Genomic DNA, 14,236 nt, shown 5'->3' with positions numbered 1-14,236 from the left:
AAGTTCGGAAACTCTTGCTGGAGGCGTGGTGCCGAAATCCGTCCGCCGTTTCGCCCGTTTCACCGCTCGCCTGTGCCTCGCCGCCGTGGCCGTCCTCGGACTGGTCGCCCTGTTCCTGGCGCTGCTCGTCCTGACCGACGGGGCGGCCTCCGGACTGCCGGCGTGGCTGGCGACCCTGGGAGTGGGAGCCGCTGTCGCGGTGTGGCGCGCCCGCCGCCGTGCCGGGTCACGACGGTGGATGCCGTTCCTGCCGGTGATCCTCGCCGTCGCGCTGGCCGCCGTGGTCTGCGTTCCGAGCGCACCGACCGACCGGGTCAAACCGGCCGCCCTGCCGTTCGTGACCACGCAGCAATGGAGCCTGGCCACGGGCAGCCGGGTCGCGGTCTACCACTACCCGCCCACGGGCAGCGCTCGCCGCGCGACTCCCCTCGTCTACCTCCACGGCGGTCCCGTCCGCGGCATTTCGGTACTCGACCACCGTTTCCTGCAACTACTGGCACGGCAGGGCTACGACGTCTACGCCTACGAACAAGCCGGCGGCGGCCGGAGCGATCTGCTGCCCATCGACCAGTACGACATTTCCAGGTCGGTCCGCGACCTCGCGGCGTTCATCGACCGCCTGAACCAAGGGCAGGTCGACGTTCTCGGCTTCTCCGCGGGAGCGGTCGTCCTCACCCGGGCGCTGGCCGAGCCCGACGTCGCCACCCGCGTGCACAGGGCGGTCATCGCCGAGCCCGGTCCGATGGACGGCCCCACCACGCAGGTCACCGGGCAGCAAGGACGGCCGAACGCCCGCGACCTCGCCCCGGCGATGAACGGCCCCCGAGCCACCCGCATCCCGAGGTATGCCGTCGCGTTCAGCCTCATGCGGCTGGGCCTGCTCTCGCCCGGCACCGGCCTGATCGGCCAGGCCGAAGGCGCCAACGCCTTCGCGGCCGCCGATCTGGGCAGCGACACCGCATCCGCCTACTGCGCACAGGACGCGCACCGCATTCCCGCCGAGGACACCGCCGGCAATTTCTCCTTCAGCGCCGCCGCGAGCCTGCGGATCCAGGAGACGATCAAGGACTCGCCCTCGATCGCCCCGCAGCTGGCGCGGTCCACCGTGCCCGCGATGGTGATGATCGCCGAATGCTCGTCGCAGACCCGTCAATGGGCCACCGCGATCCTCGACGGCAACCCGGCGGTCGAACGAACCCAGTACCTGCCCGGCGTCGGGCACCACATGTGGAACGGCCTCGACGACAACGACGAAACGGCCGGCGCGGTCGTCGACGCGTTCCTGCAGGACAAGGCGGCGCCCTTGCCGAACTACCCAGCCCGCACCGACGTCCCCGCCTTCCTCCAAGGAGAAGGAGCGCGGTAGTTCACCACCACCAAGATCGGCACACAGGCCGGTGCTTCCTGGAATCGTTACGCCCCAGGCGATGACTCACCGAGTGCCGGACGCGCGTGGGCGTCCAGGAGGGAGCGCAGGGGCGCGACCAGCCGCTCCGGCACGCCCTGCGCGGCCGACGTGCCGACGATGTTCGTCAGCGCGACCCGCTCGACGAGCAGCCGCTCCTCGGAAACCGAGGTGTCCCCGGCCAGCATCGGCAGCACGTCCACCATCGAGTGCAGCCAGGGCACCAGCAGGTCCTCGGTGAACCGCTCGGCGGGCACGCCTTCCGTGCCCGCCATCGCGGTCGCGTGGAAGGCACCGGCGAACATGCCGTACATGGCGCCGAGCAGGGCGAGATCGTGCAGTGCCGCGAGACCCGGGTCCGTGCCCAGGAACTTGCCGGTGCCCCAGGCACCGAGCGGGACGGCCCACCGGTCGAACGCCTCACGCGAGCCGCTGTAGAGGATGACCGACTCGGGGCGCCCGATCCCCTGCGGGATCGCCATGATCCCACCATCCACATAGGACACCCCGTGCGCGGCGGCCCACCCGGCGAGCCGGCGTGCGTCCGCGGCGATCCCGTTGGTGACATTGAGCAGGACCCGCCCGAACAACTGTTCCGCCACCGGCTCCAGCACCTCACGCACCGCGGCGTAGTCGAGCACGCACACCACGACCAGATCCGCCGCGAGCACCGCGTCGGCCACCGTCGCGGCGCGCACGGCGCCCAGTCCGGCCAACGCCTCCGCCTTGCCCGCCGACCGGTTCCACACCGTGGTCGGCAGGCCCGCCTTCACGAAAGCCGAGGCGAGCGCCTGTCCCATCGCGCCCAGCCCGAGAACCGTCACCGTCATCGAAGTACCCCCATTCCGTCGCACCGATCTTCGGCGGAGAACGGGAAAGCCGGCAAGTACGCACAAAAAAGTAAGCACTCAGGCCCGGAGGTGGGTCAGGCTCCATTCGGTGAGCGGCCCCAGCGCGCCCAGCAGCCCCGCGCCGGCGCCGGTCAGCGAATACTCGACGTGCAACACCGCACCCGGACGTTCCGTCCGCAGGCACAGGCCGTCATTTTCCAATTCCCGCAAATGCGCGCTCAGCACCTTCTCGCTGATCCCGTCCAGCGCACGGCGGAGGTCACCGAAACGGCGTGGCCGCTCGGACAGTTCCCACAGCAGGAGGACCTTCCACTTCCCGCTCAGCATGCCCAGCACCGCGTCCAGGGCACAGTGGTGATCACCAGGTCTCGCCCGCACGTCCGCACCTCCGACCGATCGCGTCCGCTGCCATGCTAGGGCGTGCGGGGCACTCGACGGCGATCGCAGTAGCGGACGACGGACCTGCCGACCAGGCTGTGCCCGACCCGCCGGCCCGTTGGACGGCTGGGCATCCACGACGGTGAGCGTCCCTCCACTTTGGACAGCGTCATGGTCTGCTCGCGCGGTCCGCCTCGACCCCGTGTACCAGCCGCGTTCGGTCTCCGGCGTAACGCTACACTGGGTGAAGTATCGTGAGGTCGTTCAGACTGTGTGGAACCTGTCGGAATGTGGCCTTGGGCGGGCTACCGAAAACGAGGCGAGCCGAGCACCTGCCAGCGGGCATGACGCGCCCCTTTGCGGGTTGAACTGCTCCTGCGCTCGCTGGTGACCGGATCCTCGTCACCGCGGCGGCGGGACCCACTCGACAGGCGACTCCGATGCACAACCCCGAACGTTGTTCCGCCGCCGCCCAGGCGGCACCTGGGATGGCGGGCTCCGCGGTGGCGGTGTGACACCGCCCGAAGACCTCGAAACCATCCTGGCTCGCCTGCACCACGCGGCACTGAACGGGCAGCATCTCGGCGCCGCGACCTCTCTGCGCATCGCCGAGCGCCTCGGCCTGGATGCCCTCGCCATCGACGTGATCACCGCCGCCGGAACCTTGGACCTGGTGTGGTGCGACCCCGCCGACGGGCCGGCGCCCGAACTGGACAACCTGCAGTACACCCTCGGTGACGGTCCCACGCTGGAAGCCGCCCAGGTGGACTACACGGTGTTCGAGCCCGATCTGACCACCACCGACCAGGCCCGCTGGCCCTTGTTCCTGCCCGCCGCGGCGCAGGCCTCGGCCCGAGCCGTCATCGCCGCCCCACTACGGGTCCACGGCGGAATTTCCGGCGCCCTCACCGGCTACCGGACCACGCCCGGTGCCATGACCCCGGGGCAGTTCCGCGATTTCCATCGCGTCCGGCAAGGGCTGCTGCCCTTGCTGCTGCAGAGCGTGCAGAGTCTGCTGGTCAGCGACTCCGGCCGCGGCGACGGCCTGCGCCGCTACCGGGAGGAAGTCCAGCAAGCCGCCGGTTTCCTCGCCGGCTCCCTGGCCATCCCGCCCGATCAGGCACTGGCCCGGCTCCGCGCGCACGCCTTCCACCACGACCGTTCCCTGACCGACGTCGCCCGCGACACCCTCTCCCACCGCCTGCAACTCGACGACCACCACCTTTAGGTCACGAAGCGGCGAAGCTGCCGACCCCGACAGGGTCGATCTCGATCTTCCCGGTTTCCGCCGTCACTTCCCGGGTATGGCAAGAGCGGATGGGAATCGAGGCTGAGCCGATGGAAACGACCGAGGTGGCGGTGGCCGGGCAGATCGCCCGCTCCCTGGTGCTGGAACTGCCTGACCTGCCACCACCCGGTGACGCGGCGGCGATGCGGATCCGGCGCGAAACGCTGGGCGGCAAGGGCGCGAACCTCGCGGTGGCACTGGCCCAGCTCGGTGCGGCGGTGAGCCTGATCGGGGTGGTCGGCGACGACTGCGTAGCCGACGCGGCCCTCGATCACGCCCACGCCGAGGGCATCGACACCACAGCGGTGGTCCGCCGTCCCGGCAGTGGCACCGGGCTCATCGTGGAGTTGCACACCGACGGCGGGCGATGGCACCACCTCGAACACCTGCCCGACATCCTCCTGCTCACCGAAGCCGACATCCTCGCCGCCACACTCGTGCTGACCAGCGCGCCCTCGGTGCTCCTGCACTCGCGGCAACCGATCGACACGGTGCTGGCAGCCGCCCGGACGGCCAAGGCCGCACGACGGCGGGTGGTGCTCGACGGGATCCCTGGCGGACAGTCACCGACGACGGAACTACTGGCCCTCACCGACGTGCTCCGGCTCGACCAGCACGACGGCGAACAGCTGACCGGCCAGCGGCTGGACTCCGCCGAAGCAGCCCTGCGGGCCGGCCGGGAGCTCCTCGGCAGGGGTCCCGGCCTGGTCGCGCTGGCCGCGGGCGAGGACGGCAACGTTTTCCTCTGGGAAGACGAGCACGTGATCCTGCCCCTGGCCGTTCGCGCCCCGGTGGACACCACCGGCGGGGAGGACGCCCTGGTCGCCGGCCTGACCTTCGCACTCGCCCGCGGGGCCGACCCACGCAAAGCCGCCGCACTGGCGGTGGCCGCTTCCGCCACGACCATGGTCCGGTCAGGCGGCAGACCCAGCCTCAGCCCCACGGCTCTGGCACCCCACCTGGCGGCACTGAGTTTCCCCGCCCAGCCCTCACCGCCTCGCCCAGCCGAATCCGACTTCACCGGCAGAAGTCAGCTCACAGCGGATCTGCCGTGCGTGCCTCCCCACCCGGCGCGCCGCTTCCAGCCCTAGCTGATGAAGGCGCGGTAGGCACCCGTGCCACCGGTGATGGCCATATCAAGGTCACCAGGAGCCCCGACCTCGATCTATGCTGTCCCGGACCGAAGTTCGCCTCTGTTCATGACGTTGGGGCTATGAACCGTGGACCTGCTCCAGCTGCGCTACTTCCAGGCGGTGGCCCGCCGCGAACACCTCAGCCAGGCCGCTTCCGAGCTTCGCATCGCCCAGCCCTCGCTCAGCCGCGCGATCGCCCGGCTGGAGGACGATCTCGGCGTTCCGCTGTTCGACCGGGTGGGGCGAGGGCTACGACTCAACCGATTCGGCGCCGGGTTCCTGCGCCGAGTCGACCGGGTACTGCGCGAACTGGACGACGCCCGCCGCGAACTGGCTGACGCCGCCGGTCTCGACCACGGCAGCGTCGCCATCGCCGCGGAAACCCTGCTCACCGTGACCGGGCTGATCACCGACTTCCGAGCCGCACACCCCGGTGTCGACATCCGGCTCCACCAGTCCGACGCCGCGACCATGGCCAGACAACTGCACACCGGTGAGGTCGATCTCTGCCTTGCCTCCCAGCCGCTACCGGGACCGAACCTGCAGACGCGGGAACTGCTGCGCGAGGACGTCCTCCTCGGTGTTCCGCAAGGACACCGGCTCGCCGGACGGGAACACGTGCGACTGGAAGACGTCGCGGGTGAACCGTTCGTCACCACCCGCCCCGGCTACTGGCCACGCGAGCTGACCGACCGGCTGTTCGCGGCGGCCGGACTACAACCCCACTACGTCTGCGAAAGCGACGAGCCCGGCGCCACCGGCCACCTGATCAGCTCGGGCCTCGGCGTCGGCCTGGTACCCGCGTACTCCCGCAGCGCCGGCACCTACCTCCCGGGCGCCTGGGCGCACCTCGACGTCCCGGACTGCCACCGCGTCCTGACCCTCGTCTGGCGCACGGACACCTACTTCTCCGCCGCGGCGCAGCGGTTGACCGACTTCACGAGCGAGTACTTCCGCCACTTGTAGTGCTCGCCCATCGTTCTCCCCGCTCCCCCGGTACCGCGTCAAGAACGGAAGCGTGACTTCCCCGCCGCCACCAGCTCCTGCACGGTGGCGAACTTCACCCGTGGCCTGCCCGCAAGACTCCCCAAAGCGCGTTCCGCTCGATCAATGGCCAACGCGGCGCGCCCACCCAGGCTCTCGGGCTTGCGCCGGCGGATCAGTTTCCCGAACTGCGCCCGGCTGCCACCAGGCCGGAGCAGGCGTCCCGCGTCGGCGTCTTCCAGTAGCGCGTCCACGGTTTCCGCGGCACAGACCCGGTTCGCTCCGATACCACCACTCGAACCGCGTTTGATCCACCCGACGACGTAGGTGCCCGGCATCTCCGCGACGCGACCCCCGACGTGCGGCACCGTCGCGCTTTCCTCGTCGAAAGGCAATCCGGAGAGCGGCCGGCCCCGGTAGCCGGTCGCGCGCAACACGAGCTTCGCGGGCAAGGAATCCCCGCCCCGCAGGGCAACGGATTCGACGCTGCCACCACCCTCGAAACCGACCGGAGAGGCCATGAAACGAAAAACGATGCGCTTGCCCGGCGGAGGCGAAGCACTCCAGTCGATCTCTTCGGCATCGACCTCCGCGAAGACCGCCGCCTTGCTGCCCGGGTCGGCGTCCCGGACGGCCGCACCGTCCACCACCACCCGCACGCCCGGAAGGTGGCGCAGCGCCAGGAACTCCGGCCGGGTGAACGCGGCGTGCTCCGGTCCGCGTCGCCCGAGCAGGACCACCTCCCGGATCTTGCTGTCCCGCAAGGCTTCCAGCGCGTGATCGGCGATGTCGGTGCGGGCGAGGTCGCCGGGGTCCGCCATCAGGATCCTCGCGACGTCCAGCGCGACGTTGCCGTTGCCGATGATCACCGCTCGCTCGGCGGACAAGTCGACATCGCCGGCCGGGGCCTCGGGATGTGCGCTGTACCAGGCGACGAACGCCGTCGCCGACAGGACGCCGGTCAGGTCTTCGCCGGGCACGCCCAGCGGTTTGTCGGCAGCCGCCCCGGTCGCGTAGACCACGGCGTGGTGGTGCGCGGCGAGGTCGGCGTGGCTGACGTCCGCACCGACCTCGACGTTGAGGTGCAACCTCAGCCGAGGGTGCCGGAACAGCCCGGCGAAGGTGTCCCCGATCTGCTTCGTCGACGGGTGATCGGGAGCGACGCCGAACCGCAGCAGGCCACCGGGCACGGGCTGCCGCTCGATCATGCTGACCTCCGCGCCGAGGCGCAGCAACGATTCCGCGGTGTAGCACGCGGCGGGCCCGGTCCCGACCACCGCGACCCGCAGCTCGGCGGGCACCGGCCGCGGGAAGCGCGGCGCGCTCCACTCGTTGTCCGCCGGGTGTTCGGCGAAGTACTGCCGCGTCAGTTCGGTGTAGACGGTGTCCGGCCCGCTCAGCAGGTCGACCGGCGCGATGGCGTCCACCGGGCACGCGTCCGCGCAGGCCCCGCAGTCGATGCATGCCCGCGGATCGATGTAGAGCATCTCGGCGGTCGCGAAACCGGGCTCGCCGGGCGTCGGGTGGATGCAGTTGACCGGGCACACCGACACGCACGACGCGTCGTTGCAGCAGTTCTGGGTGATCGCGTAGGCCATGGCGGTCCTGTCCGGTCAGAGCATGTGGGCGCGCTGGTAGATCGCCATGGCCGGGCGGGTCAGCAGGCCGGCGCGGCCGAGGAAGTCCATCAGGTGCGCGCAGCTCGAGCGCATCAGCGCGTGGTGGTAGGTGTTGCCGGCGGCCTCCTTCACCGCCCGCTCGGTGTCCAGCCCCGCCGCGGCGTACACGCCCTTGTTGACCATGTTGGACACGATGACGTAGGCGGCGATCGCGATCACCAGGCTGCTGGTGCGCCGGCGCACCGGCCCGGCGTCGCGCATCTTCTCGCGGATCTCCTGGCGGGCGAACTTCATGTGCCGGGACTCTTCGACCACGTGGATCTTGCTGGTGGTGCGCACCAGCGGCAGCACGTTCTCCCCGCGCATCCAGTCCCGCTGCATCACGTCGAGGACCTCTTCGGCGACCAGGATGCCGCCGTAGGCCGTCTCGGCGGCGGCCAGGGTCTTGAAGCCGCGGCCCAGTTCGATGCTGGCCCTGGTCGGGAAGTAGCCGGAGGCGCCCATCTTCTCGCACGCCCTGGCGAACATGATCGAGTGGCGGCACTCGTCGGCGATCTCGGTCAGCGCGAACTGGAAGTCCGCGCGCCCGGGGTCCGCGGCGTACTGGTCGCGCAGCACCATCTGCTGCAGGATCATCTCGAACCAGATGCCGGTGCTCATGATCGAGCACACCTCGTGCCGGGTCAGCGTGATCCGCTGCCGTTCGGTCATCTCCCGCCACAGGGGCGTGCCGAAGAGGGTGCTCCACTCGGGGTTCAGGCCGTAGAGGTCCGGCTCCAGCGGAGCGTCCCAGTCCACCTCGTCGGCCGGGTCGTACGACAGGGTCGCGGCCGAGTCGAGCAGACGCCGGGAGACGTCTTCCCCGCCCCGGTGGGGGGCCGTCGATTCGGTGCTCATGTGTGCTCCCAAGCCTCGCCGTCGATGGTGTTACCCAAAGTCACAGCTACCCAAAAGTAACAGTCATGCCCGGGGTCAGCAAGAGCACCTCGCGGCTGCGCGCCATTGCGTTCGCCGCGTACCGGGTGCTTCGACGGGTCGAGGCCGGATCGTCAGACGGCGGGCGGGACGGCTACGACCTTGCCGTGGATCTCTCCCGCGTCGGCCTGCCGGTGGATCGCGGGCAGCTCGCTCAGCGGCACGCGCCGGGCGATCTCGACGTGGAGGTCGCCGCTGTCGACGAGGGCGACGAGGTGCGAGAGCACCTCCGCGTCGGGGTGGACGAAGATCGTGGCCGCGCGCACGTTCCGCTCCTCGTCGCCGGGCGTGGTCACGGTCGGTGTCGTGGAGACGACCACGCCACCATCACGGACCCGGGTGGCCAGGGCAGTGAACCCGTCCGGGCTGATCGGGGCCAGGTTGAGCAGCACATCGACGGGCTCGGTCACCGCGTCGAGGACAGCGGTGGCGGTGTGGTCGATGATCTCGTCCGCACCGGCCGCCTTGACGATCTCGCTGCTGCGCGGGCTCGCCGTGGCGATGACGTGGGCACCTGCGCGCTTGGCCAACTGCACGGCGTACCCGCCCACGGGGCCACCGGCACCGTTGATCAGCACCCGCTGACCGGCCTTGAGCTCGCCGGCCTCGAACAGGGCCTGCGAGGCGGTGAGCCCGACCGAGGGCAACCCGGCGGCATCGGCGAGCGGGATGCGCACCGGAGCCTTCACCAGCGCGTTCGCCGGGGCGACGACGTACTGCGCCGCCGAGCCGTCAGCGGTCATGGGGATGAACCCGACGACGTTCTCGCCCACGTTGAAGCCGTCCACCCCCTCGCCGAGCGCGTCGATCGTGCCGGACACGTCGTAGCCCGGAACGTGCGGCAGGGTCACCGGAATCGGCAGGAAGCCGCCGCGGATGCCGCCGTCGGCCGGGTTGAACGCCGACCCGGCGACCTGGACGCGCACCTCACCCGCGCCGGGGACCGGCCGGTCGATGTCTTCGTAGCGCAGAACCTCGGAGCCGCCCGTTTCGTGGAACCGTACTGCCTTCATCGCGTCTTCCCTTCACTGTCGTGCTTCGAACTCGAAGCAACTGAGGATGACGGTAGCACTGCTTCGAATTAGAAGCAAGTACTTCGAATTGGAAGCACGATAGACTCGGCGCATGACCTCCTCGCCGCCTCCTCTGGATGCCACGCAGCTGGGCGCCTACTTCGCCCTCATCGAGGCGAGCAGCCTGCTCAAGCACTCCGTCGAGCAGCAGTTGCGCGAGGCCGGGGATCTCAGCTACGTGCAGTTCCAGCTCCTGGCCACCCTCGGCGACTCCCCCACGGGCAGCCGTCGGATGACCGATCTGGCCGACGGTGTCGTCTACAGCCGCAGTGGACTGACCTACCAGGCCCAGACGCTGGAGAAGCGGGGCCTGGTGACCCGGACGCCGTCCGCCGACGACGAGCGCGGCATCACCGTCACCATCACCGACGAGGGACGTGCCGTGCTCGCGAGGGTTTTCCCGGGCCACATCGCGATCCTCGACGACCTGCTGTTCGCCCCACTGTCCCGCTCCGACATCGAGACACTCGCCGACATCCTCGCCCGCGCGCGCGACCACATGCGTCAGACGCCGCCGCGGTCGGCGGAGCCGCGGCGACGCAGGAAAACGGCCCAGTGATCGGGTGATCCGCTACCCCGGACCAGCGGCGAACTGTTCCATGGGCAGAAGTGCCCACGCGCGCACCGTTCGCCGTGTTGTATTCCGGTGAGGGTGACAGGAGGGGGACCGTGGTGGACGAGGATCAGGTGCATCGTCTGGTCGAGGGGCACGCCCGGCGGGCGCCGGAGTCCGTGGCCGTGGTGTGCGGCGGGCGCACGCTGTCCTACGGCGAACTGGACACCGCCTCGGCGCGACTCGCCGGGTATCTGAGGCGGCACGGGGCCGGTCAGCGCGAGGTGGTGGTGGTCTGCCTCGACCGATCCGTCGAGCTGCCTGTGGCCGTGCTCGCGGTGTTGCGGGCGGGCGCGGTGTACGTGCTGCTCGAACCCTCGGCGCCGGACCGCAGGCTGCGCGAGGTGCTCCGCGAACTGGATCCGGCGCTGGTGCTCACCCAGGAGAGCCACCGGATCCGGCTGGCGGACGTGGTCGAGGCCGCGATCGTCTGCGTGGACACCGACGCGAGCGCGATCGCCGCCGAGCCGGAGGCGGGCCCGGCGCCCGAGGTCTTCGGCACCAGCCCGGCCTGCCTGGTGCACGGCGGTACCGTCGCGATCGAACACCGCCAGCTGACGCTCGCCCAGCGCGACTGGGCCGGGCACTACGAGCTGATGCCCGCGGACCGGGTCCTGCAGACGGCGCCCGCCGAGTCCGTCGTGTTCACCGCCGACTGGATCCGCGCGCTGTGCTCCGGTGCCACCCTGGTGCTCGCCGCCCGCGACTTCGGCACCGACCGGACCGCCGCGATCGCCGAGCTGGCCGGGCTGCTCGACGAGCAGTGGATCACCGTGCTGGAGTGCGAGACGCACCTGGCCCGCAGGCTCGGTGACGAACTGCGGGAGCGGCGGCCCGGATCGCTCCGGTTGTTCGCGGTCAGCGGGGAGCAGTGGTTCCTCGGGGAACACCGTGAGCTGGCGCGGATCCTCGGCCCGCGGGTGCGGCTGGTGCACGTCCACCGGGTGCCCGAAGTGGTGGCCGACCTGCGGCGCCTGGAGCTGTCCATGCTGGGCGCCCAGCGGGTCCGGGACGACCAGGCGCTGCTCGGCCGGCCGGTGCCGGGGGTCGAGGTCCAGGTGGTCGCGCCGGGAACCTGGCAGAGCATCGGCGAGATCGGTGAGGTCGCGGTGAGGGTCGGGGAAAGCCTGCTGCGCCGCACGCGCGATCTGGCCCGGTACCGGCCCGACGGCCTGCTCGACCACCTCGGCCGGGCCGATGTGCGGGCCACCGGCCTCGACGCGGTCGCCGTCGCCGAGGTCGAAGCGGCGTTGCGGGCCTTACCCGAGGTCCGGGAGGCCGTGGTGGCCGACGATCCGGACTTCTGGGACGAGCGCGCCGGGCGCGTCCGGCGGACAGCCGTCGGTTACGTGGTGCCCGCGCCGGGCCGGGAGGTCGAACCGGGACGGCTCGCCCGGATCCACAGTGGACATCCGGCGCGGGTCGTCGTGGTCCCGTCGCTGCCGCGCGACGGTTCCGGTGCGGTCGACCGCGAGCGCCTGCCCCGTGCCGTCGTGCCGCGCGCACGGCAGGGCGCAGCCGGGCTGACGGCCAAAGGCGGGCCACGGTGGTTCGGGGAGGACTCGCTCACCGGCATCGGCTACGGCCTGGCGATCGCCGTCACCGCGGCGCTGGCGACCTACCTGCTGACGGACCTGTTCTGGCCCGGTTCCCGGAACACCGATCGGGTGCCGCAACCGTGGGCGGCCTTCTTCCACGTGCTCTACGCCGCCGAATCCGCGTCGTTCGGGCTCGGTGCCGCCTACCTCTTCCGCGGTTACCGCTGGATCGCCTCGCTGGGCCGGGGCCGGTCGCTGACCGTGGCGGCGCACCTGTCGCTGGCCTGGCTGCTGCTGGCCTGGTGGCCGCAGGACAACTTCTACCGGCTCAGCTCGCAGCAGGATTGGCCACGCCAGGCCGTGCTGGTGTTCACCTTCAACATCACGCTGATGGTGGCCGGTGCCGTGCTCGTCCGGTTCGTGCGCCCGGAAGGCCGCGGTGACCGGTGACTGGGAGGCGGCGTGGACCGGCGGACTCCGCGCGGTGCACGTCGGCAACGTGGCCGAGTACCAGGCACGTTTCACCGAGCTGGACGCCGTTTCGGTGCGGGGCGGGCATTCCTACGCCGACCTGGCGATGTTCTACAGCCCGCACCCGGAGGTCGTGGTGCTGCCGGGCCCGCTGGACCCGTCCTGGGTGGAGCTGCAACGCCGAGCCCTGCACTGGGATCCGGTCGAAGTCCACAGTGGAGTGAGCGGCGGGCCGGAGCTGACCGGCGCGGTGCTCGACCGGCCGGGGCTGGTCCAGCGGCTCACCCACGCGGACGGTCCGATGCTGGCGTGGGGGCACACGACCGGCGCCGACCGGCTGCTGAATGCCACCGGCCGTCCCGGGATCGGTGCCACGGCGCTGGCGGCCGGGCGGCGGTGGGAGTCCAAGGCGGCGTCCAACGAGTTGTTCGGCGAACTCGCCGACGACGGGATCCTGGTGCCCGGCCAGCAGCGGTTCGCCTCGCTGGGCGAAGCCGCCGCGGTGGCGGCTCGCAGCGCCGGTGACGGCGTCAGCGTGGTGCTCAAGGCGGTGCACGGGGTCGGGGGCTCCGGCACGCTGGTGGTCACCCCCGAACTGGTGGCCGGCTGGGGTGGCGTGCGGGCCTTCCGGCGGCGGATGCGGCGGTCGCGGGTGGCCGGTGAAGTGGTGGTCGAGCAGTTCGTCGCCGCCACGGGCCCGTGCCGCGATGTCACGGTCGACGGCGTGGTGGCGGCGGACGGTGGCGTGCACCTGGTCGGCGCCGGGGTGATGGACGTCGACGGCACGCGGTACGCGGGTGTCCTCATCGGAGAGGGCGTGCTGCCCGCGCCCACCGGCCGGGTGGCCGCCCGGTTCGGCCTGCGGGTGGGCGAGGCGCTCGCGGCCTCCGGCTATCGCGGCTGGTTCGACGTCGACTTCGTCCCGGCCCCGGCGGGCAGGCTCGCGCCGACCGAGATCAACTGCCGGGTCACCGGCCCGGCCATCGCCTTCTGCCTGCGGGCCCGGCTGAACCGGGTACACGGCGCACCGTGGCTGGTCCGGACCTGCGACCGGCTCCGGCTGGGCGCCCGGCTGCCGGAAGACCTGCTCTACGACCACGTCCGCGGCCTCACCCAGGCGTGCGCCGGGCTGGGCGCGGTACTGGTGCCGACCATCCCGTCGTCCGGTTTCACCGAAGACCCCACCCTCGGCGTCGCGCTCGCCGCCAGGGACCGGGAAACACTGCGGCTGGCGGAAAACCTGGTCGTGTCGTCGAGCGCGGACCTCGGCCGGATGTTCGGTACCACCGACTACCCGGCGGGGTAGTCGAGGCCGGTGGACAGCAGGTCGAACGCCTGCCCGAGCAGCTCGGATTCCGGCGCCTGAGCGCCCGCGGCCCGCCAGGCGGCGACCGTCGTCTGCACCGCGCACAGCGCCACCGAGGCGACCAGGTGCGGCCGGCGGTCCACGGCCGGGTCGACCCCCATCCGGTCACCGACCAGCCGCGCCACCGCGTCGATCCGGGCGGCCCCCCGCTCGACCCGCGCGGCCGCCAGCGCCGGGCTGAGCGAAATCAAGTTCTGCAGGCTGTGGAAGCGCGCTTCGGCTTCGTAAGTCCGCACGACTTCGACCGCGGCCGTCCGCATCGCGGTCAGCACCGGCAGGCCGGCCGGTTGCGCGGCGAACGCCTCGAGCACCGCGGTGATCTGCTCGTCCGCGAGTGCCAGCGCGACATCCTCCTTCGAGGTGAAGTACCGGAAGAACGTCCGCGACGAGACCTCCACCGCTTCGGCGATCTGGTCGATGGTCGTGCCCTCGAAGCCGTTGACGCAGAACAACTCGTGGGCCGCGTCGATCAGTGCCTCCCGCGTCCGCTGCTTCTTCCGTGCACGCAGGCCGAGCTTGTCCATGCCGGTCAGCATAGGCCA

The 14,236-nt window shown here is 71.1% G+C and carries 13 protein-coding genes; 7 read left to right on the top strand and 6 right to left on the bottom strand.

Annotation, left to right across the window (positions count from 1 at the left end):
- Positions 1-28: 28 nt before the first annotated feature.
- Entirely contained in the window at positions 29-1,366 is a 1,338-nt protein-coding gene (locus tag L3Q67_RS24735) for an alpha/beta hydrolase (RefSeq protein WP_499183858.1), read from the top strand.
- A gap of 47 nt (positions 1,367-1,413) precedes the next feature.
- Here the strand turns inward: L3Q67_RS24735 and L3Q67_RS24730 are convergent, their stop codons facing one another.
- Entirely contained in the window at positions 1,414-2,235 is an 822-nt protein-coding gene (locus L3Q67_RS24730; protein WP_499183857.1) for an NAD(P)-dependent oxidoreductase, read from the bottom strand.
- Between the two features lie 78 nt (positions 2,236-2,313).
- The gene (locus L3Q67_RS24725) at positions 2,314-2,634 is read right to left on the bottom strand and encodes a winged helix-turn-helix transcriptional regulator (RefSeq protein ID WP_499183856.1); all 321 of its coding nucleotides are present in this window, start codon (positions 2,632-2,634) and stop codon (positions 2,314-2,316) included.
- Between the two features lie 511 nt (positions 2,635-3,145).
- On the opposite strand from L3Q67_RS24725, the gene L3Q67_RS24720 reads away from it, so the two are divergent.
- From L3Q67_RS24720 to L3Q67_RS24710, 3 genes are all read left to right on the top strand, one after another.
- On the top strand, positions 3,146-3,862 hold the full coding sequence (locus tag L3Q67_RS24720; RefSeq protein ID WP_499183855.1) for an ANTAR domain-containing protein: 717 nt from the start codon (positions 3,146-3,148) through the stop codon (positions 3,860-3,862).
- Positions 3,863-3,972: 110 nt separating this feature from the next.
- Entirely contained in the window at positions 3,973-5,013 is a 1,041-nt protein-coding gene (locus L3Q67_RS24715; RefSeq protein ID WP_499183854.1) for a carbohydrate kinase family protein, read from the top strand.
- Positions 5,014-5,142: 129 nt separating this feature from the next.
- Entirely contained in the window at positions 5,143-6,021 is an 879-nt protein-coding gene (locus L3Q67_RS24710; protein WP_499183853.1) for a LysR family transcriptional regulator, read from the top strand.
- A 38-nt stretch (positions 6,022-6,059) separates the two neighbouring features.
- Here the strand turns inward: L3Q67_RS24710 and L3Q67_RS24705 are convergent, their stop codons facing one another.
- The 3 genes from L3Q67_RS24705 to L3Q67_RS24695 form a co-directional block, all read right to left on the bottom strand.
- Complete coding sequence (locus L3Q67_RS24705; RefSeq protein ID WP_499183852.1) at positions 6,060-7,637, bottom strand: FAD-dependent oxidoreductase; 1,578 nt, start codon at positions 7,635-7,637, stop codon at positions 6,060-6,062.
- 15 nt (positions 7,638-7,652) lie between these two features.
- Positions 7,653-8,555 (bottom strand): AurF N-oxygenase family protein, encoded by a 903-nt coding sequence (locus tag L3Q67_RS24700; protein WP_499183851.1) that lies wholly within the window; start codon positions 8,553-8,555, stop codon positions 7,653-7,655.
- Between the two features lie 152 nt (positions 8,556-8,707).
- A complete protein-coding gene (locus tag L3Q67_RS24695) occupies positions 8,708-9,646 on the bottom strand; it encodes an NADP-dependent oxidoreductase (RefSeq protein ID WP_499183850.1) in 939 nt (312 codons plus the stop codon).
- A 112-nt stretch (positions 9,647-9,758) separates the two neighbouring features.
- On the opposite strand from L3Q67_RS24695, the gene L3Q67_RS24690 reads away from it, so the two are divergent.
- The 3 genes from L3Q67_RS24690 to L3Q67_RS24680 all read left to right on the top strand — a co-directional run bounded on the left by L3Q67_RS24690 (position 9,759) and on the right by L3Q67_RS24680 (position 13,634).
- The gene (locus L3Q67_RS24690) at positions 9,759-10,265 is read left to right on the top strand and encodes a MarR family winged helix-turn-helix transcriptional regulator (RefSeq protein WP_499183849.1); all 507 of its coding nucleotides are present in this window, start codon (positions 9,759-9,761) and stop codon (positions 10,263-10,265) included.
- 110 nt (positions 10,266-10,375) lie between these two features.
- Positions 10,376-12,307, top strand: coding sequence for an acyl-CoA synthetase family protein (locus L3Q67_RS24685; RefSeq protein WP_499183848.1), 1,932 nt, complete (start codon positions 10,376-10,378; stop codon positions 12,305-12,307).
- Entirely contained in the window at positions 12,297-13,634 is a 1,338-nt protein-coding gene (locus L3Q67_RS24680) for an ATP-grasp domain-containing protein (RefSeq protein ID WP_499183847.1), read from the top strand. Before L3Q67_RS24685 ends, L3Q67_RS24680 begins: the two co-directional genes overlap by 11 nt.
- Here the strand turns inward: L3Q67_RS24680 and L3Q67_RS24675 are convergent.
- Positions 13,619-14,218: a TetR/AcrR family transcriptional regulator gene (locus L3Q67_RS24675; protein WP_499183846.1), complete on the bottom strand. Its 600-nt coding sequence runs from the start codon at positions 14,216-14,218 to the stop codon at positions 13,619-13,621. The genes L3Q67_RS24680 and L3Q67_RS24675 overlap by 16 nt on opposite strands.
- Positions 14,219-14,236 lie beyond the last annotated feature (18 nt).

The organism is Saccharothrix sp. AJ9571 (assembly GCF_021725495.1).
Lineage (GTDB): Bacteria > Actinomycetota > Actinomycetes > Mycobacteriales > Pseudonocardiaceae > Amycolatopsis > Amycolatopsis magusensis.
This window is presented reverse-complemented; position numbering and strand designations above follow the sequence as displayed.

Excerpts from the sequence above, each read along its gene's own strand:
- L3Q67_RS24730 (WP_499183857.1), bottom strand. The coding sequence starts at position 2,235 with ATGACGGTGACGGTTCTCGGGCTGGGCGCGATGGGACAGGCGCTCGCC.
- L3Q67_RS24715 (WP_499183854.1), top strand. The coding sequence starts at position 3,973 with ATGGAAACGACCGAGGTGGCGGTGGCCGGGCAGATCGCCCGCTCCCTG.
- L3Q67_RS24705 (WP_499183852.1), bottom strand. The coding sequence starts at position 7,637 with ATGGCCTACGCGATCACCCAGAACTGCTGCAACGACGCGTCGTGCGTG.
- L3Q67_RS24700 (WP_499183851.1), bottom strand. The coding sequence starts at position 8,555 with ATGAGCACCGAATCGACGGCCCCCCACCGGGGCGGGGAAGACGTCTCC.
- L3Q67_RS24695 (WP_499183850.1), bottom strand. The coding sequence starts at position 9,646 with ATGAAGGCAGTACGGTTCCACGAAACGGGCGGCTCCGAGGTTCTGCGC.
- L3Q67_RS24690 (WP_499183849.1), top strand. The coding sequence starts at position 9,759 with ATGACCTCCTCGCCGCCTCCTCTGGATGCCACGCAGCTGGGCGCCTAC.
- L3Q67_RS24675 (WP_499183846.1), bottom strand. The coding sequence starts at position 14,218 with ATGGACAAGCTCGGCCTGCGTGCACGGAAGAAGCAGCGGACGCGGGAG.